This window comes from Alistipes sp. UBA1686 (genome assembly GCF_002320215.1).
GTDB classification, from domain to species: domain Bacteria; phylum Bacteroidota; class Bacteroidia; order Bacteroidales; family Rikenellaceae; genus Alistipes; species Alistipes onderdonkii.
On record NZ_DCKA01000018.1, the window covers coordinates 269475 to 285604 of the forward strand.

The 16130-nt window shown below is 63.1% G+C and carries 12 protein-coding genes; 4 read left to right on the forward strand and 8 right to left on the reverse strand.

What is annotated here, in order from left to right:
• Nucleotides 1–253: 253 nt before the first annotated feature.
• From B3C38_RS09035 to B3C38_RS09060, 6 genes are all read right to left on the reverse strand, one after another.
• Nucleotides 254–1279: a vWA domain-containing protein gene (locus B3C38_RS09035; RefSeq protein WP_117507326.1), complete on the reverse strand. Its 1026-nt coding sequence runs from the start codon at nucleotides 1277–1279 to the stop codon at nucleotides 254–256.
• Nucleotides 1280–1441: 162 nt separating this feature from the next.
• Nucleotides 1442–2434: a vWA domain-containing protein gene (locus tag B3C38_RS09040; protein WP_286726763.1), complete on the reverse strand. Its 993-nt coding sequence runs from the start codon at nucleotides 2432–2434 to the stop codon at nucleotides 1442–1444.
• A 12-nt stretch (nucleotides 2435–2446) separates the two neighbouring features.
• Entirely contained in the window at nucleotides 2447–3241 is a 795-nt protein-coding gene (locus B3C38_RS09045; protein WP_286726765.1) for a tetratricopeptide repeat protein, read from the reverse strand.
• Nucleotides 3242–3253: 12 nt separating this feature from the next.
• A complete protein-coding gene (locus B3C38_RS09050) occupies nucleotides 3254–4228 on the reverse strand; it encodes a hypothetical protein (protein ID WP_117507329.1) in 975 nt (324 codons plus the stop codon).
• Nucleotides 4225–5109, reverse strand: coding sequence for a DUF58 domain-containing protein (locus tag B3C38_RS09055; protein ID WP_217728786.1), 885 nt, complete (start codon nucleotides 5107–5109; stop codon nucleotides 4225–4227). Before B3C38_RS09055 ends, B3C38_RS09050 begins: the two co-directional genes overlap by 4 nt.
• Nucleotides 5110–5111: 2 nt before the next feature.
• Nucleotides 5112–6110 (reverse strand): AAA family ATPase, encoded by a 999-nt coding sequence (locus tag B3C38_RS09060; protein WP_032134717.1) that lies wholly within the window; start codon nucleotides 6108–6110, stop codon nucleotides 5112–5114.
• Nucleotides 6111–6595: 485 nt separating this feature from the next.
• Here B3C38_RS09060 and B3C38_RS09065 point away from each other — a divergent pair, with 485 nt between their 5' ends.
• The 4 genes from B3C38_RS09065 (at nucleotide 6596) to B3C38_RS09080 (ending at nucleotide 11692) form a co-directional block, all read left to right on the forward strand.
• The gene (locus B3C38_RS09065) at nucleotides 6596–9133 is read left to right on the forward strand and encodes an ATP-dependent helicase (protein ID WP_286726768.1); all 2538 of its coding nucleotides are present in this window, start codon (nucleotides 6596–6598) and stop codon (nucleotides 9131–9133) included.
• A 7-nt stretch (nucleotides 9134–9140) separates the two neighbouring features.
• Nucleotides 9141–10073 carry a glycosyltransferase gene (locus tag B3C38_RS09070; protein WP_286726769.1) on the forward strand — a complete coding sequence of 311 codons (933 nt, stop codon included), beginning with the start codon at nucleotides 9141–9143 and terminating at the stop codon, nucleotides 10071–10073.
• Entirely contained in the window at nucleotides 10070–10720 is a 651-nt protein-coding gene (gene nth / locus B3C38_RS09075) for an endonuclease III (protein WP_032134722.1), read from the forward strand. Before B3C38_RS09070 ends, nth begins: the two co-directional genes overlap by 4 nt.
• Before the next feature lie 192 nt (nucleotides 10721–10912).
• Nucleotides 10913–11692 carry a DUF4886 domain-containing protein gene (locus B3C38_RS09080; RefSeq protein WP_055211852.1) on the forward strand — a complete coding sequence of 260 codons (780 nt, stop codon included), beginning with the start codon at nucleotides 10913–10915 and terminating at the stop codon, nucleotides 11690–11692.
• A gap of 109 nt (nucleotides 11693–11801) precedes the next feature.
• Here the strand turns inward: B3C38_RS09080 and B3C38_RS09085 are convergent, their stop codons facing one another.
• Nucleotides 11802–13673, reverse strand: a complete 1872-nt coding sequence (locus B3C38_RS09085; protein WP_286726770.1) for an ABC-F family ATP-binding cassette domain-containing protein — start codon at nucleotides 13671–13673, stop codon at nucleotides 11802–11804.
• Nucleotides 13674–14036: 363 nt separating this feature from the next.
• A complete protein-coding gene (locus B3C38_RS09090) occupies nucleotides 14037–16079 on the reverse strand; it encodes a beta-L-arabinofuranosidase domain-containing protein (protein ID WP_286726772.1) in 2043 nt (680 codons plus the stop codon).
• Nucleotides 16080–16130: the final 51 nt, after the last annotated feature.

Below are 16130 nucleotides of genomic sequence, written 5' to 3' on the forward strand. Positions count from 1 at the left end.
ATGTTTCCCGATTGTGTTTTCCTTGTTCGTTTATCCTTGCGCCCGTCCGCGTACCCTTGCGTTCTTGTCCCGGTTTATCTTTGCGCTCGTCCGCGTACCCTTGCGTTCTTGTCCCGGTTTATCTTTGCGCTCGTCCGCGTACCCTTCCGTCTTTGTTCCGGCTTATTCTTGCGCTCATCCTTGTTCCTTTGCGTCCTTGTCCTCCTTTTATCTCTGCAATCCGGCCGTCGCTGCGCGCACGCAAACCTTCCGGTTACTTCTCGCGGAAAATGTTGAGGTGCGCCAGCAGCGGGTTGCGGCGGTCGAGCAGCAGGAACTCCGCCAGCAGCAGCACGAGCGCTGCGATGAGCAGGTATTGGTACTGCTCGTTGAATTCCTCGAAACGCATCATTGACAACTCGGTCTGTTCCATTTCGTTGATGCTCTTTACGATCTCGTCGAGGCCGATCGACTGCTTGGTCGAACGCACATAGGCGCCGCCCGTGATCTGGGCCACCTCGGAGAGCATCTTCTCGTCGAGCTTCGAGACGACCATATCGCCCTTCTCGTCCTTGATGAACTCCCCGCCGATCTGGATCGGGGCGCCTTCGGGCGTGCCGATGCCGATGGTGTAGATGCGTATGCCCATCTCCGCGGCGCGTTTGGCCACCGCCAGGGCGTCGTCCTCGTGGTTCTCGCCGTCGGTCACCAGGATGATGACCCGGCTGTGTGTCTCTTCCGTTTCGCCCGAAAACGACAGCAGCGCCTGTGACAGCGCCTTGCCGATGGCCGTGCCCTGTACCGACACCAGCGACGGGTCGATGCGCTTGGCGAAGGCCTTCGCCATGCGGTAGTCCGACGTGATGGGCAGCTGTACCTTCGGTTCTCCCGCGAAGACGATCAGCCCCACGCGGTCTTGCCTGAGCCCGTCGAAAAGTTTGTTGATGGCATATTTGGTGCGCTCGAGCCGGTTGGGTTCGAAATCCTCGGCCAGCATCGAGTTCGAGACGTCGACCACGAGCATCATCTCCACGCCCTGCGCCTTCTCCTCGCGGAGCTTCGACCCGAACTGCGGGCGTGCCACGGCCAGTATGAGCAGGACGGCGGCCGTGCAGAAGAGGATGAACTTGAGTGCGGTGCGCCCGGTCGAAACCTCGGGCATCAGCTCCTCCAGCACCCCGGGGTTCCCGAAGCGTGCGAGCCTTTTGCGGCGGCGTGCCGCCGCTGCCCAGAAGATCAGTACCAGTGCCGGTATTGCCAGCAGCAGCCAGAGATATTGCGGATTTGCGAATCTGAACATAACGAATGCCTGCCCGGCGTATTGTTTCCCGTTTGCTGTCCCTGTCCGACCCGCCGGGTTTGCATTAGGGCACCTGGGGTGCCTGTCGGACAGCGACATTCCCTCCGCAATCTTCCTTCCGGCAAAGGGAGGGCTTTGCCGGCGTCCGGGGCGTGGTGCCCGTCAGGGTATCCGTTTGAGCACCAGGTTTGCGAACAGGAACTCCGCGAACAGCAGCAGCAGCCCCGCCAGCGCCCACAGGAGGTACTGTTCGTGGTAGGTGACGTGTTCCGTAACCTCCACCTTGCTCTTTTCCATTTGGTTGATCTGGTCGTAAATGGCTTTCAGCTTGGCTTTGTCCGTGGCGCGGAAATACTCCCCGCCCGTCATCTCGGCGATCGACCGCAGGGTCTTTTCGTCGATCTCGACCTTGGCCATCACCGTGCCGCCCGTGGGCGTGCCGTAGATGTCCACGGCGGGGTAGGGCGCCATGCCCTCGGTGCCGACGCCGATCGTGTAGACGCGGATGCCCTGCGCCTTGGCGATCTCGGCCGCCGTCAGCGGGGCGATCTCGCCGCGGTTGTTCACGCCGTCGGTCAGCAGGATGATTACCTTCGACTTGGCCTCGCTCTCGCGCAGGCGGTTGATCGCCGTTGCCAGGCCGTTGCCGATCGCCGTGCCGTCCTCGATCAGGCCGCTGCGGATGCGCGACAGCAGGGTCTGCAACGTCCCCTGGTCGGTGGTCAGGGGGCTTTGCGTGAAGGCCTCGCCCGCGAATGCCACCAGTCCGATCCGGTCGCCGTAGCGGTCGGCGATGAACGATCCGGCCACCTCCTTGGCCGCCGTGATGCGGTCGGGCCGGAAGTCGCGTGCCAGCATCGAGCCCGAGACGTCGATCGCCAGCATGATGTCGATGCCCTCGGTGTTCGTGTGCGAAAGCCGCTCCACGTCCTGCGGGCGCGCCAGCGCCACGACCAACAGCGTGAATGCCGCCGCACGCAGCACGAACGGCAGGTGCCGCAGGTAATAACGTATGGTCTTCGGGGCGCGCACGACACCGTCGACCGACGAGATCTGTATCGCCGCCCCGCCCTGCAACGTCCGCCAGACGTAGTAGCCGGCCATCGGTACGAGCGCCGTCAGCAGCCACAGATAGTATGGTGATGCAAAATGCATAGTCCTTGTGTTTTACCAGTTTTTCGTTCCCCGGACGACGACGCCCTGTTTCTCCTTCAGCTTGTCCTGCGTGCGGTCTTCCTGAGCCTGGATGGCATCGAGCATCTGTTCCTGCTCCTGCGGGGAGATACCCGTCGGAACGGGCTGCTGCTGCCCCTCCTGGTCGCCTTCGCCCTCCTTGTCCGGCTGCGAAGGATCCTGCTGCCGGTCGCCCTGCTGTTCCTGGTCGTCGCCCTCTTGGCCCTTGTCGTCCTGCTGCCGGTCGCCGTCCTGTTTGTCCTGTCCGCCGCCCTGTTGCTGCTGATCCTGGTTCTGGTCTTTGTCTTTGTCCTGGTTCTTGTCGTCGTCGCCGCCACCGCCGCCGTCCTTGTTGTCGTCTAACAGGCGCTTGGTGTAGGCGTAGTTGTACTTGGCCTGCTGGTCTGCAGGATTCAGCCGCAGCGACTGTTTGTAGCTTTCGAGCGCCTCCTTGTATTTCTGCTGCTTGAACTGGGCGTTGCCGAGGTTGTAGAACGCTTCGGCACGCTCCCCGTCCGCACGCAGCGAGTCGGCCGCAGCTTTGCGCATGGTCTGCTCGGCCTTGTCGAACCGCTCGGCCTTGTAGAGGGCGTTGCCGAGGTTGTAAGTCGCCTCGAACGACTCCGGTGCGGCCTCCAGCGCCCGCTCGTAACGTTCGATGCTCTTCTCGTAGTTGCCCTTGTTGTATTGCCGGTTGCCGCGCCGCACCTCGCTGCGTTCGGGCATGTTCTGCGCCGAAGCCCCGAGTGCGGACAGGAGGAATACCGCTGTGTATATGAGTTTATACATCTGTCACGCATTTTAGTTTTTCACCGGCTCCTGCCCTTCGGTCTCCTCCTCCGCCTCGGCGACCTTGGTCTCCTCGACGAAATAGTAGGCTTTCAGGTAGTCGGCCTCGTTCTGCTCCGCATCGGGCGTCGCCTTGGCGAACTTCACCAGGTCGGCGTCGCGCAGGATCGCCGTCAGATCCATCCGGGCCTTGTCGGGCAGTTCCTCCGCGCGCATCGCCTCTATGATCTCATCCGAGGTCATCTCCATGGCGCCGAAGCCCCACCGTGCCGCGATGTAGGTGCGCAGGATGTCCGTCAGTGCCGAATAATATTGCTTGTGCTTGTTGTTCTGCCACAGCTTCTGGTGGTGCAGTGCCTCCAGCGCCTTGATCGCCACGACGTGCGGCGGCTGGGGCGGTGACGGCCTGAACAGGTCGCCGAGGCGTTTGCCGCGGCTCTCCAGGTAGCGCTTCAGCGCATAGGCCGCCGCCAGCAGCAATACGAGTGCGAGCGCGCCCCATTGGGCGTAGCCGCTGACCTCCCCGAAGCGGAACGGCAGGTTCCACTGGGGCTTCACGTCGTAGATCGACTGCGACGTCGAGTCGATCTGGAAGGTCGCCACCTGCAGGTAGAGCGAGTCGCGTGCCCAGAGCGTGTCGACGATGTTCTTGTCGGCATAGAGCACCGCCGGGCGGCCGAGATTCCACTTGCCCTCCTCGAACGCCGCCAGCGTGTAGCGCTTGCGGAGTTTGAGGTGGCGGCCGTCGCGTTCGAGCGTGTCGACCGGATACTCCTTGTGGAGTTCGATAGGGCTCCCCGGCTTGTCCTCGAATTCGGGGAACTGCACCACCTGCACCAGGTCTTTCTCGACGTCGACCATCAGGTCGAAACGGTCGCCGATCATGACGCTGTCGGGCTGGATGTGCGCCGTGACCTGCGGCACGTCGGACTGGGCCCGCGCCGCTGCGCCCGCGAGGAGCAGCGCTATTGCAAAAAGTCGTTTCATCGCTGTTTGAACAGTTTTATCAGTTCCGCCACATAGTCGCCCTCGGTCGAGACCATCGCCGTGTCGATGCGGTTGTGCTTGAGCGTCGATTCGATCTGTGCGCTGCGCTGCCGCCATTTTTCGGCGTAATGCTCCCTCACGGCGCGCGACGAGGTGTCGACCCAGACCTTACGTCCGCTCTCGGCGTCTTTCATCTCGACGATTCCCACGTCCGGCAACTCCGTTTCACGCGGGTCGTAGACGCGTATGCCCACCAGGTCGTGCTTGCCGCCGGCGATCTTCAGCGCGTCGTCCAGCGCCGCCCTGTCCTTCGAGGAGTCCATGAAATCCGAGAGGATGAAGGTCGTGCAGCGTTTCTTGTTGACGTTGGTCAGGAAACGCACCGGCTCCGAGAGCTTCGTTCCGGCCGATTCGGGCCGGAATCCCACCAGCTCGCGGATGATCATCAGGATGTGGCTGCGCCCCTTCTTCGGGGGGATGAACTTCTCGACCTTGTCCGAGAAGAAGATGCAGCCCACCTTGTCGTTGTTCTGTGCGGCGGAAAAAGCCAGCACGGCGGCGATCTCGGTGATGATGTTCTTCTTCAGGCGTTCGGTCGTGCCGAACATGCGCGATGCCGAGACGTCGACCAGGAGCATCATCGTCAGTTCGCGTTCCTCCTCGTAGATCTTGATGTGGGGTTTGCGCGAGCGCGCCGTCACGTTCCAGTCTATATCGCGCACGTCGTCGCCCGCACGGTACTCCCTGACTTCGGAAAACGACATGCCCCGTCCGCGGAAAGCCGTATGGTACTTTCCGGCGAAGATCTCGTTCGAAAGACCCCGGGTCTTGATCTCGATCTTCCGGACGCGTTTCAGAATATCGTTCTCTGTCTCTTGCATCGTTAGGGTACGATTACGTTGTTGAGGATGTCGGTGATGATCTCTTCCGAGGTGATGTTTTCGGCCTCGGCCTCGTACGTCAGGCCTATGCGGTGGCGCAGCACGTCGTGGCAGACGGCGCGCACGTCCTCGGGGATGACATAGCCGCGGCGGCGGATGAAGGCGTAGGCGCGTGCGGCCTTCGCCAGCGAGATCGACGCACGGGGCGAACCTCCGTATGCGATCAGGTTCTGCAGTTTCTGCAGGTTGTATTCCGCCGGCTCGCGCGTGGCGAAGATGATGTCGATGATGTATTTCTCGATCTTCTCGTCCATGTAGACGTCCTCCACGACCTTGCGGGCCTTGATGATGTCCTCGGGCGAGATAACCTTGTTGACCTGAGGCATGCCAGCGCCTGAGAGGTTCATGCGCACGATGTCGCGCTCCTCCTGCTTCTTGGGGTAGGAGATCTTGGCCTTGAGCATGAATCGGTCGACCTGCGCCTCGGGCAGCGGGTAGGTACCCTCCTGCTCCAGGGGGTTCTGCGTGGCCAGCACCAGGAACGGCTGCGGCAGCGGGTAGGTCTGGTCGCCGATGGTCACCTGCCGCTCCTGCATGGCTTCGAGCAGTGCCGACTGCACCTTGGCCGGGGAGCGGTTGATCTCGTCCGCCAGCACGAAGTTGGCGAACACGGGGCCTTTCTTGACCACGAACTCCTCGTTCTTCTGCGAGTAGATCAGCGTACCGATCAGGTCGGCCGGCAGCAGGTCGGGGGTGAACTGTATACGCGAGAATCCGGCATCCACGGCTTTTGCCAGCGTGGTGATGGCCAGCGTCTTGGCCAGTCCGGGCACGCCTTCCAGCAGGATGTGTCCGTTCGACAGCAGCCCGATCAGCAGCGTGTCGACCAGATGGCTCTGCCCCACGATGACCTTGCCCATTTCCGTGCGGAGCGTATCGACGAATACCGATTCGCGTTCGATCCGCTCGTTGAGTTCTTTGATGTTGATGACTTCGCTCATTGTTTTATTATATGTTGAATTTCATGCTTCATACCCTGCGCCCGGCATCTTTTGCCCGCAGCCTCCGCATCCGCCCGGCGCAAACGTTGCCGTATTGTCGTCGGATTTAACCTCTTAACGAAAGTAATGCAAAGATATTATTTTTTCCGGGATTTTTTTCATTTCCGCCCGGATTGCCCATAATCCCGTCCCCCGAAACGACCGGGGCGGGGCTCTGACGTGGTTTCGGCACCTTTCCCTCCTCTCCCGGTTTTACCGTGCGGCTTCTGTCCTTCCACCCGGCCTGCCCCTCCGTTTTTCGTGTGCCTCCCTGCAGGCATTCCGTCCGCTCCCGTCCGCTTTACACGTGCCTCTTGCCCCGCCTTCATCTGCGCCATCCTTCGGTTTGCCCCGTGCGCCATCCTTGGGCGCCGTCCCTGCGGCCTTTTCGGAGAAAGGCGCGCCTTTTCGGAGAGGGCTTGCGAAAAAGTATTAACTTTGCAGCCATGGAACCCAAAGAATCTCCGATACTGCAAGGCCTGAACCCCGCACAGCTCGCTGCCGTGGTCAACTACGACAGCCCGTCGCTCATTATCGCCGGCGCCGGTTCGGGCAAGACGCGCGTGCTGACCGCGCGCATCGCCTATATGATCGAGCAGGGCGTGGCGCCTTTCAACATCCTGGCGCTCACCTTCACCAACAAGGCCGCCCAGCAGATGCGCGAGCGCATCGCGCAGATGATCCCTGATAACCGCAGCCGCTATATCCGCATGGGTACGTTCCACTCGGTCTTTTCGCGCATCCTGCGCGAGAACGCCGAAAAGATCGGTTTTCCCGAGTCGTTTACGATCTACGAGCCCTCGGACTGCAAGAACCTCATCAAGACCATCGTCCGCGAACTGAACCTCGCGGACGAGAAATACAAGCCCAACCTCATCGCGTCGCGTATCTCCTACGCCAAGAACTGCCTGGTGACGCCCGGCGCCTACCTCGCCAACTCGGTCTATGCCGCCGAAGACCGGCAGGCGCAGATCCCCGAGTTCGGCAATGTCTACAATATCTACTGCCAGCGCTGCAAGCGCAACGGCGCGATGGACTTCGACGACCTGCTCTTGCAGACCAACATCCTGCTGCGCGACGCCCCGGACGTGCTGGCGCGTTACCAGGAGCTGTTCAAATACATCCTGGTGGACGAGTACCAGGACACCAACTACGCCCAGTACGTCATCATCCGCCGCCTGTCGCAGCTCCACTCCCGGGTCTGCGTCGTGGGCGACGACGCACAGTCGATCTACTCGTTCCGCGGTGCCAAGATCGAGAACATCCTCTCCTTCCAGAAGGATTTTCCTGCGGCCAAGGTCTTCAAGCTTGAGCAGAACTACCGCTCGACCCGCACGATCGTCGATGCGGCCAATTCGGTCATCGTCCGCAACTCCAAGCGCATGGAGAAGCACTGTTTCTCGGCCGGCGACGTGGGTGAGCCGATCCGCATCCTCAAGGCCTATACCGACCGCGAGGAGGCCGAAATAGTGGTCTCCGACCTGCGCGACAAAGTCCGCTCGACGGGCGACGACTGGTCGGAAGCGGTGATCCTCTACCGCACCAACAACCAGTCGGCCGTGCTGGAGGACAACCTCCGCCGCCGCGGCATTCCCTACCGCATCTACAAGGGCAGTTCGTTCTACGACCACAAGGAGGTCAAGGACATGCTGGCCTATATCCGGCTGGTCATCAACCCGCGCGACGACGAGGCGTTCAAACGCATCGTCAACTACCCGACGCGCGGCATCGGCGACACGACCGTGCAGCGCATCGCGCAGCTGGCCGCCGAGCGGGGCGTCTCGATGTGGGAGGCGGTCGACGCGCTGGTCGCCGAGCCGGCCGCCGATCCCGTGCAGAAGACCATCGCCCGCAAGGTGGCGGACTTCGTGGCGATGATCCGCTCGCTGTCGCTCGCCCGCAACGAGAAGGGGCTTTACGACTTCGGGCTCGAGATCGCCACCCGCTCGGGCATCCTCGCGGCCTACCGTGCCGAGAATACCCCCGAGGCGACCTCGGCATTGGACAATATCGAGGAGTTGCTGAATTCGATGCAGGAGTTCAAGGAGCGGTGCGACGCCGAAATCCGCAACGGGGAGCGTCCGCAGGACGAAGAGGCGACCATCGAGGAGTGGTTGCAGAACGTCATGCTGGTGACCGACATGGACAAGGACGACCCCGAAGACCGCAACAAGGTGACGCTGATGACCGTCCACTCGGCCAAGGGGCTGGAATACAAATACGTGTATATCGTCGGGCTGGAGGAAAACCTCTTCCCCTCGCAGCGGGCCGCCGAGTCGCCCGACGGCATGGAGGAGGAGCGGCGCCTGTTCTACGTGGCGCTCACCCGGGCCAAGGTCGAGGCGACGATCTCCTACGCCGAGATGCGTTTCAAGTGGGGCAACATGGAGTTCTCGCGCCCGAGTTGCTTCTTGCGCGAGATCGACCCGAAATATGTCAGGGCCGACTTCGGTTCCGACATCGACGACGCCCGTCCGCACCGCTCGCCCGACGGGGCAGCGCCTTCGGCCATCGACGAACTGCGCCGCCGCTTCGACTACCGTTTCCAGCAGAAACAGCAGGCTGCGGGCGGGAACAATGGCGGCGGCCGGCCGGGCAGCAACCCCGGCCGCGGCAATTTCGGCGGCCGCCCCTCCGACGGCGAATCCGGCCCCGCAAGGCGTTTCGCCCGGGCTGCGGCACCCCGCGACGCCCGCCCGCAGGGGCGTCCCGACCCGGCGCTCGTCCAGGTTCCGCGCCCCTCGATCGACGGCATGCGCCGCATCGGTGTGCGGCAGGCGGCCGACGGCGGCGTGCCCCTGGGCGAGGCGATGCCCGTCAGCGGCGATTATACCGTGGGGCAGCGCGTCGAGCACCCCAAGTTCGGCGTGGGTATCGTGCAGCGCATCGAGACCCTCGCCACCGACCACAAGCTGGTCGTGGCCTTCGATGGCGCGGGCGAAAAGACCCTGCTGGCCAAATTCGCCAAACTGACCAAACTCTGATCCGGCTATGGAAACCCCGCTCGTATCGGTCTGCATGACCACCTACAACCACGAAGCTTACCTCCGCCAGGCTGTCGAAAGCATCTTGGCGCAGGAGACCTCATTTGACGTCGAACTGGTGCTGGGCGACGATTGCAGTACGGACTCCACGGCCGCTATTTGCCGCGAATACGCGGAGAAATACCCCGGCCGCGTGCGTTTCGTCACGGGCCAGCGCAACGTGGGCTGGCGTGCCAACTACCTCCGCACGTTCGAGGCCTGCCGCGGGAAATACGTGGCCTACTGCGACGGCGACGACTGGTGGAGCGACCCCCGCAAGTTGCAGATGCAGGCCGACCTGCTGGAGTCCGACCCCTCGTGCGGGATGTGCTATACGCGCGCCAGCAACTATTACCAGAACACCGGCCTCACCGAACCCGATCACGAGGAGCACTTTACCGACTTCGACCACCTGCTTTGCCGGCTCACCATCGCCAACTGCGCCACGCTGGCGCGCCGCGACCTCATCGCCCGCTACTATGCCGAGGTGCGCCCCGACGAGCACCCCGAATGGCTTACCGACGACGCCCCGATGTGGCTCTGGTTCGCGGCCTGCAGCCGTGTGCGCTACCTCCCGGCCATCACGGCGGTGCACCGCCGCCTGCCGCAGAGCGTGAGCCATAGCACGGAATATCCCCGCCGGATCGCCTTCTGCGACTCCCTGATGGACATAAGCCTGTGGTTCGATGCCCGTTACGGTGCACGCCGCAACCGGTTCCGCATCCTGCGGCGGCGCAGTTCGGTCGCGTTGTGGGTACTCTCCTGGAACGGTTCCGTCGGCGAATACCTCGCCCGGTGGCGCCGCGACGTGGCTGCCTGTCCGCGCCTGCTGTTCTGCCCCGAAGGCTGCGGGCTCCTCGTGAAGAAGATTTTGTTCCGACGTAAAAAACAACGACTATGACTACCAAAGAGCGTTACGACGGCGTTATCGCCTGGTTCTCGGAGCACATGCCCGTGGCCGAGAGCGAATTGCACTATACGGATCCCTACCAGTTGCTCGTGGCCGTGATCCTTTCGGCGCAGTGTACCGACAAGCGGGTCAACATGACTACGCCCGCCCTGTTCGAGCGCTTCCCCACGCCGTTCGAAATGGCGAAGGCCACGGCCGAGGAGATTTACCCCTATATCCGGAGCATCTCCTACCCGAACAACAAGGCCCGCAACCTCGCGGGCATGGCGCGTATGCTGTGCGAAGAGTTCGGGGGCGAGGTGCCGAGCGACCTGCAGCAGATGCAGCGCCTGCCGGGCGTGGGGCGCAAGACGGCCAATGTGCTTGGCGCCGTGCTGTGGCAGAAGGAGGTGATGCCGGTGGACACGCATGTCTTCCGTGTTTCGAACCGTATCGGGCTGACGACCAATTCGAAAACTCCGTTGCAGACCGAGCTGACGCTCGAAAAGAACATCCCCTCGCACCTGCTGCCGCTCGCCCACCACTGGCTGATCCTCCACGGACGTTATGTCTGCATGGCGCGCAGCCCCAAGTGCGGCGAATGCGGGATCGCCGCCTGGTGCCGCAAATACGCCGCCGACCACCGGACGAAAGGGTAGGTGCCCCCCCCCGACGTTTTGGGGCATTTGCCCGGGGAGGCTTTGCCGGGACGGTTCGTTCTCCGGTCGACGGCCCCGCCCGATCGACAGCCCCCCTCCGGTACGGCCCGCCTTCCGCGCGGGGCATGATCCGGCCGACGGGGACATCCTGAACACAAAAAAACAGATCAACCCAACCCAAACCTCAGACCTATGACCAAGATCGTCCTGAAATCCCTGTTGTTGCTGCTCGTGCCCTTTTTTGCGCAGGCGCGTGATACCGATTCGCTGCGCGTGCTGTGGGTCGGAAACAGCTATACCTATTACAACGACATGCCGTCCACCGTCCGGCAGATCGCCGCGACGCAGAAGGTGAAACTCTCCTGTACGCGCTTCCTCAAGGGCGGCGAGCGCCTTTCCGGCCACCTGAAAAACCAGAAACTGCTCGACGCCATCGCCGCGGGCGGCTGGGACTATGTCATCCTCCAGGAGCAGAGTTCCGCACCGGCCATGCCGACCCGGCAGGTCGCACGGGAAGTCTACCCTGCGGCGCGTACGCTCGACAGCCTGGTGCACGTCGCGTCGCCCGATGCCCGTGTGATCTTCTACATGACGTGGGGGCATAAGAACGGCAACCGCTTCCCGATTCCGGAGTACCCGCCCGCCAACAGCTACGGCACCATGCAGGAGCGGCTGATTACCAGCTACCTCGAAATGGCCTACGACAACGACGCGTGGTGTGCCCCCGTGGGCATGGCATGGCGCCGGGTGCGTGCCGAAAGGCCCGATTACGTGCTCTATGCGCAGGATTGTTTCCACCCCGGGCCGCTGGGCAGCTACCTGGCCGCGAACGTGATTTTCACCACGATCTACGGCAAGCCCTACCAGACCGCCTGCACGCTGGACTTCCCGGCCGAACAGGCCGAATACATCCAGCGTGTGGCGCAGCAGACCGTGCTGGAAAACCTCACGCTGCTGAATATAAAAAGGTAATCGGATTTGTACGGATTCATGCCCGCGCTTGTGCAAGCGCGGGGTTTTTCGGATCTCGGACGCCCGCCTGCCCAGCCGCAGGCCGTTCCGCCGGGCGGAATGCCTGCCCTCACCGCTCGCTCAGCTCCAGCCAGCGCATCGTCTTTTCGTCGATCGACGCGATCAGCTCCGCTATGCGCCGTGACTGCGCCGTGAGCTCCTCCACCGGGAGCGTCCCCGACGAGAGCGACGCCTCGAGTGCCGCTTTCTCGGCCTCGAGCACCGGGATTTCCGTTTCGAGTGCCTCCAGCTCCCTCTTTTCGTTGAACGATAGCTTGCGCGGCACAGCCTCCGCCGCCTGTGTTTTCGCCGCCTGCGGTTTGGGGCGGGCCTGTGCGGCTTCGGCGCGGCGTGCCGCTTCGTATTCGCGCTTCCAGGCCACGTATTCCGAGTAGGTTCCCGCAAAATCCCTGATCTCGCCCCCGCCGCAGAAAACCAGCAGGTGGTCGGCGACCTTGTCCACGAAATAACGGTCGTGCGACACCACGATCACGCAGCCTCTGAACGCTTGCAGGTACTCTTCCAGAATACCCAGCGTTACGATGTCCAGGTCGTTCGTCGGCTCGTCCAGCACCAGGAAATTGGGGCTCTGCATCAGCACCGTGCAGAGGTATAACCTCCGCCGCTCGCCGCCGCTCAGGCGTGCCACGTAATTGTATTGCGTTTCCGGCATGAAGAGGAAATGCTGCAGCAGCTGCGAGGCGCTCATCCGCCGCCCGTCGCCCAGTTCGACCTGCTCGGCGATCGCCGTCACCACGTCGATCACCCTCATCGAGTCGTCGAACTCCAGCCCCTGCTGGCTGTAATAGCCGAAGCGTACGGTTTCACCTACGTCGATCACGCCGCTGTCGGGTCGTTCGATGCCTGTCAGCAACTTGAGAAACGTCGACTTGCCGCAGCCGTTATCGCCCACGATCCCCAGCTTTTCGTAGCGGGTGAAGTTGTAGTTGAACCTGTCGAGGATCACCACGTCGCCGAAGCGCTTGCTCACGTCGCGGGCCTCGAATATCTTGGTGCCGATCCGCGACGCCCCGACGTCGAGCCGCACCTCGCCGCTGCGGCGCGTCGTTTTGAGCCGCGATTCGAGATCGCGGAACGCGTCGATGCGCGACCGCGCCTTGGTCGCCCGCGCCTGCGGCTGGCGGCGCATCCACTCCAGTTCGCGGCGGTAGAGGTTCATGTCGCTCGCCCGCTGTGCCGCGTCGGCCGTTTCGCGCTCCTGTTTCTTTTCCAGGTAATAGGAGTAGTTGCCCGCATAGTGGTAGATCCGGCGGTTTTCCATTTCGAGGATGTCGCTGCACACGCTGTCGAGGAAATACCGGTCGTGGGTCACCATCAGCAGCGCGGCGCTGCTCGCCGCGAGGTACTCTTCGAGCCACTCGGTCATGTCGGTGTCGAGGTGGTTGGTCGGCTCGTCGAGGATCAGCAGGTCGGATTCGCTGATCAGCACGTTGGCCAGCGCCACGCGCTTGAGCTGCCCGCCCGAGAGGGTCTCCACTTTTTGCCCGAAGTCGCGGATCCTGAGCCGTGAAAGGATCCGCTTGGCGCGCTGCTCGTAATCCCACGCTTCGAGGGCATCCATCCGCGCCATTGCCTCCTGCAACCCTTCGCCCGACGCATCGCCGATCGCCCGCTCATACTCCGCGATGGCCTTCAGGGCGGGGCTCTCCGAGTGGAAGCAGGCTTCCAGTACGGTCATGCCCGCCGGGTATGCGGGGCTTTGTTCCAGGTAGGCGATCCTCAGGCCGCGGCGCGGCACGACGCTGCCCGCGTCGTGGCTTTCCTTCCCCGCGATGATGTTCAGCAGCGTGGTTTTCCCCGTGCCGTTCTTCGCCACGAGGGCCACGCGCCGGCCCTCCTCGATCGTGAACGAGATATTTTCGAAGAGCACCTGCTCGCCGTACGATTTGGTGAGGTTTTCCACCTGGAGACAAGAAGCCATAACGTGTGATTTAGATTTGCAAATCTACGCAAAATTCCCGAACCGTGCCAATCGCCGTCCCGGAAAGGGGCTCCGGCCCCCGGAAAACGGGCTGCCCCTCCCCGAAAAAAGGACGGCGCCCGACGGTCATATCCCCTCGTGCGCCGTTTCTCGTTGCCGGACTTCCCCCCGGAAACGTTGTGCTGTCCCTCCCGGCGCCATGCTTTCCGGGCGGTTCCCTTTCTTCCGTCAACCTCCCTTCTTCCGGGTTGCGGGTTCCCGTCACGGTGCTTTCCCCGGCATCGGATCCCTCCCCGCGGCATCCGCTTTCCCGGACACCCGTTTCCAGACACTATCTTTTCCCCGCCCTGCCTTTCGGGCGCACTACCAGTTCTTGCGCAGGTCGCGCGTCAGGGGGAACTCGGTGATGCGCAGCGTCGTGCAGCCGTAGGGGATCAGCGTGATCTCTTCGGCGGGATTGGCGGTCTCGTTGGTGCTGTACGGCTGGGGGCCGGCGCTCTCCTGGTAGAGTACCCATTCGTCGAGCCTGCGCCCGCGCGCCTTGATCTCCACCGGGGCGTTTTCCAGCGTCCACGGATAGGTGTCGCCGATGTCGCGCCGCTCGACCCTGAATGCCTCCGCAATGCGTTCGGGGCGGACGTCCTCCTCGAAGAGCGTGTAGTTCCACGGGGTCGTCGGCCGCACTTCGTAATACCATGGGCCGTAGATCTGCTTGCCGGGGTTGCGGACTTTCGACCATTTTTCGCCGATGCGCAGCGAGTAGACCAGCGGCCCGCGCTCGACGACGGCCGAGCGTTCGTACCAGCGGCTGACGGCGACCTCCATCGGCAGGCGGAGCGTCACCACGTCGCCCGTGCGCCACGTGCGGCGCACCTCCGCCACGGAGCCCCCGGCGGGCGTTGCCACGGCCTGACCGTTCACCGCCACGGTCGCCCCTTCGCACCAGCCGGGGATGCGCAGGCGGAGCGGGAACTGGGCCGTTTTCACCTTGCGGCCGTCGATCTTTATCTCGAAGCGTATCTGCTCGTCGAAGGGGTATTGCGTCCGCTCGGCGATCGTCACCCGTACGCCGTCGGCCACTTCGGCCGTGACGTTGCAGGGCGAATAGACCATCGCGGCCAGCCCGCCGTCGTGGGTGGCATACCACAGGTTTTGCGTGAACTTGGGCCATCCCTGGTGCATGTTCGACGTGCAGCAGGCATAGCCCGTCAGCAGGCCGTAGAGGATGTCCGTGCCGTCGTGGCTCTGCTCGAAATTGCGGCGGTGGTCGGTAATCATCACCTGGTTGACCTGCTGGTAGTACTGGCGGGCGTCATAGGCGTCCGTGGCCTGCGTGGGCAGGGCGTTGAACGCCACGCGCTCCAGATGGTCGGCGAACTGCACGTCGCCCGTGATTTCGGCCATCTCCTCCAGCGAGTACATCATCTCCACGGCCGTGCAAAGCTCCGAACCCTGCGTCGGGGCGGCGCCGTGCAGCGCCTCGTCGCCCCCGTACAACCCCGTCGGCAGGCCGATGTAGCGGCGTATGTCCTCGAAGCCTTTCTTCACGGCCGCCACATGCGCCGGGTCGTTGCTGCGCTGGTAGTAGACCACCGGCTCCTTGATCCCCTGCGCGAGGTTCACGCAGTGCAGCGAGAAGGGCGTCGGGATCACCTCCCCGCCGGCGAGGATGCCCGTCCAGTCGAGCGTCTGCCGGTGGATCAGGTCGCCCAGCTCCAGCAGGAATTCGTCGCCCGTGATGTTGTAAAGCCAGTAGACGATGCCCAGGTTGTCGCCGCCGCGCTGTTCGCCCCAGAAAGTCCAGTGCCCCAGCGGGGTCTTCGGAAGCTCGCGCAGCTGGTAACGGAAATAGGCGCTCATCAGTTCGATGACGCGCTCGTCGCCCGTCGCCGAGTAGTATTGTTGCAGCACCTTGAGCATGACCATCTTGGGCCACCAGTCGCGGGCGTTGTCGCGCTGTATGGCCGGGCTTTCGAACGGACGGTCTTCCGCCGGGCCGAAATAGCCGTCGGGCTGCCGGCTGCCGAGCGCCCACTCGACCCAGGGGCGGGTCTTTTCGATCAGCCGTTCGTCGCCGAGGATATAGGCCAGCGGCAGCAGCCCGTCGATCCAATAGGGGCCGCGTTCCCAGACGTCGCCGTCGCCGCCCAGCCAGCCGTTGCGCGGGCCCATCACTTCGGGGTAGACCGAATCGAGGTGCCCCGTCAGCCCGTCGGCCTGGCGCTGCAACTGGTCGCGGAGCCATCCTTCGGCGCGGATGGCGCCCAGCGGAAGTTTTACGAAGGGCTTTTCGCGCAGCGGGGCGCGGTTGTTGGCATAGGGTGCCGCGGCCGTCGCGGCGGTCGTTACCAGGAGCAGGCCTGCCAGGAGCAGGCTTGCCAGGAGCAGGTGGATAAGTTTTTTCATACGTACGGTTTTGGTTAGCCGGAACAAAATTAACGAAATTCCCGGCTGCGG

Excerpts from the sequence above, each read along its gene's own strand:
- B3C38_RS09065 (WP_286726768.1), top strand. The coding sequence starts at position 6,596 with ATGGAACCCAAAGAATCTCCGATACTGCAAGGCCTGAACCCCGCACAG.
- B3C38_RS09070 (WP_286726769.1), top strand. The coding sequence starts at position 9,141 with ATGGAAACCCCGCTCGTATCGGTCTGCATGACCACCTACAACCACGAA.
- nth (WP_032134722.1), top strand. The coding sequence starts at position 10,070 with ATGACTACCAAAGAGCGTTACGACGGCGTTATCGCCTGGTTCTCGGAG.
- B3C38_RS09045 (WP_286726765.1), bottom strand. The coding sequence starts at position 3,241 with ATGTATAAACTCATATACACAGCGGTATTCCTCCTGTCCGCACTCGGG.
- B3C38_RS09080 (WP_055211852.1), top strand. The coding sequence starts at position 10,913 with ATGACCAAGATCGTCCTGAAATCCCTGTTGTTGCTGCTCGTGCCCTTT.
- B3C38_RS09055 (WP_217728786.1), bottom strand. The coding sequence starts at position 5,109 with ATGCAAGAGACAGAGAACGATATTCTGAAACGCGTCCGGAAGATCGAG.
- B3C38_RS09085 (WP_286726770.1), bottom strand. The coding sequence starts at position 13,673 with ATGGCTTCTTGTCTCCAGGTGGAAAACCTCACCAAATCGTACGGCGAG.
- B3C38_RS09040 (WP_286726763.1), bottom strand. The coding sequence starts at position 2,434 with ATGCATTTTGCATCACCATACTATCTGTGGCTGCTGACGGCGCTCGTA.
- B3C38_RS09060 (WP_032134717.1), bottom strand. The coding sequence starts at position 6,110 with ATGAGCGAAGTCATCAACATCAAAGAACTCAACGAGCGGATCGAACGC.
- B3C38_RS09050 (WP_117507329.1), bottom strand. The coding sequence starts at position 4,228 with ATGAAACGACTTTTTGCAATAGCGCTGCTCCTCGCGGGCGCAGCGGCG.
- B3C38_RS09035 (WP_117507326.1), bottom strand. The coding sequence starts at position 1,279 with ATGTTCAGATTCGCAAATCCGCAATATCTCTGGCTGCTGCTGGCAATA.
- B3C38_RS09090 (WP_286726772.1), bottom strand. The coding sequence starts at position 16,079 with ATGAAAAAACTTATCCACCTGCTCCTGGCAAGCCTGCTCCTGGCAGGC.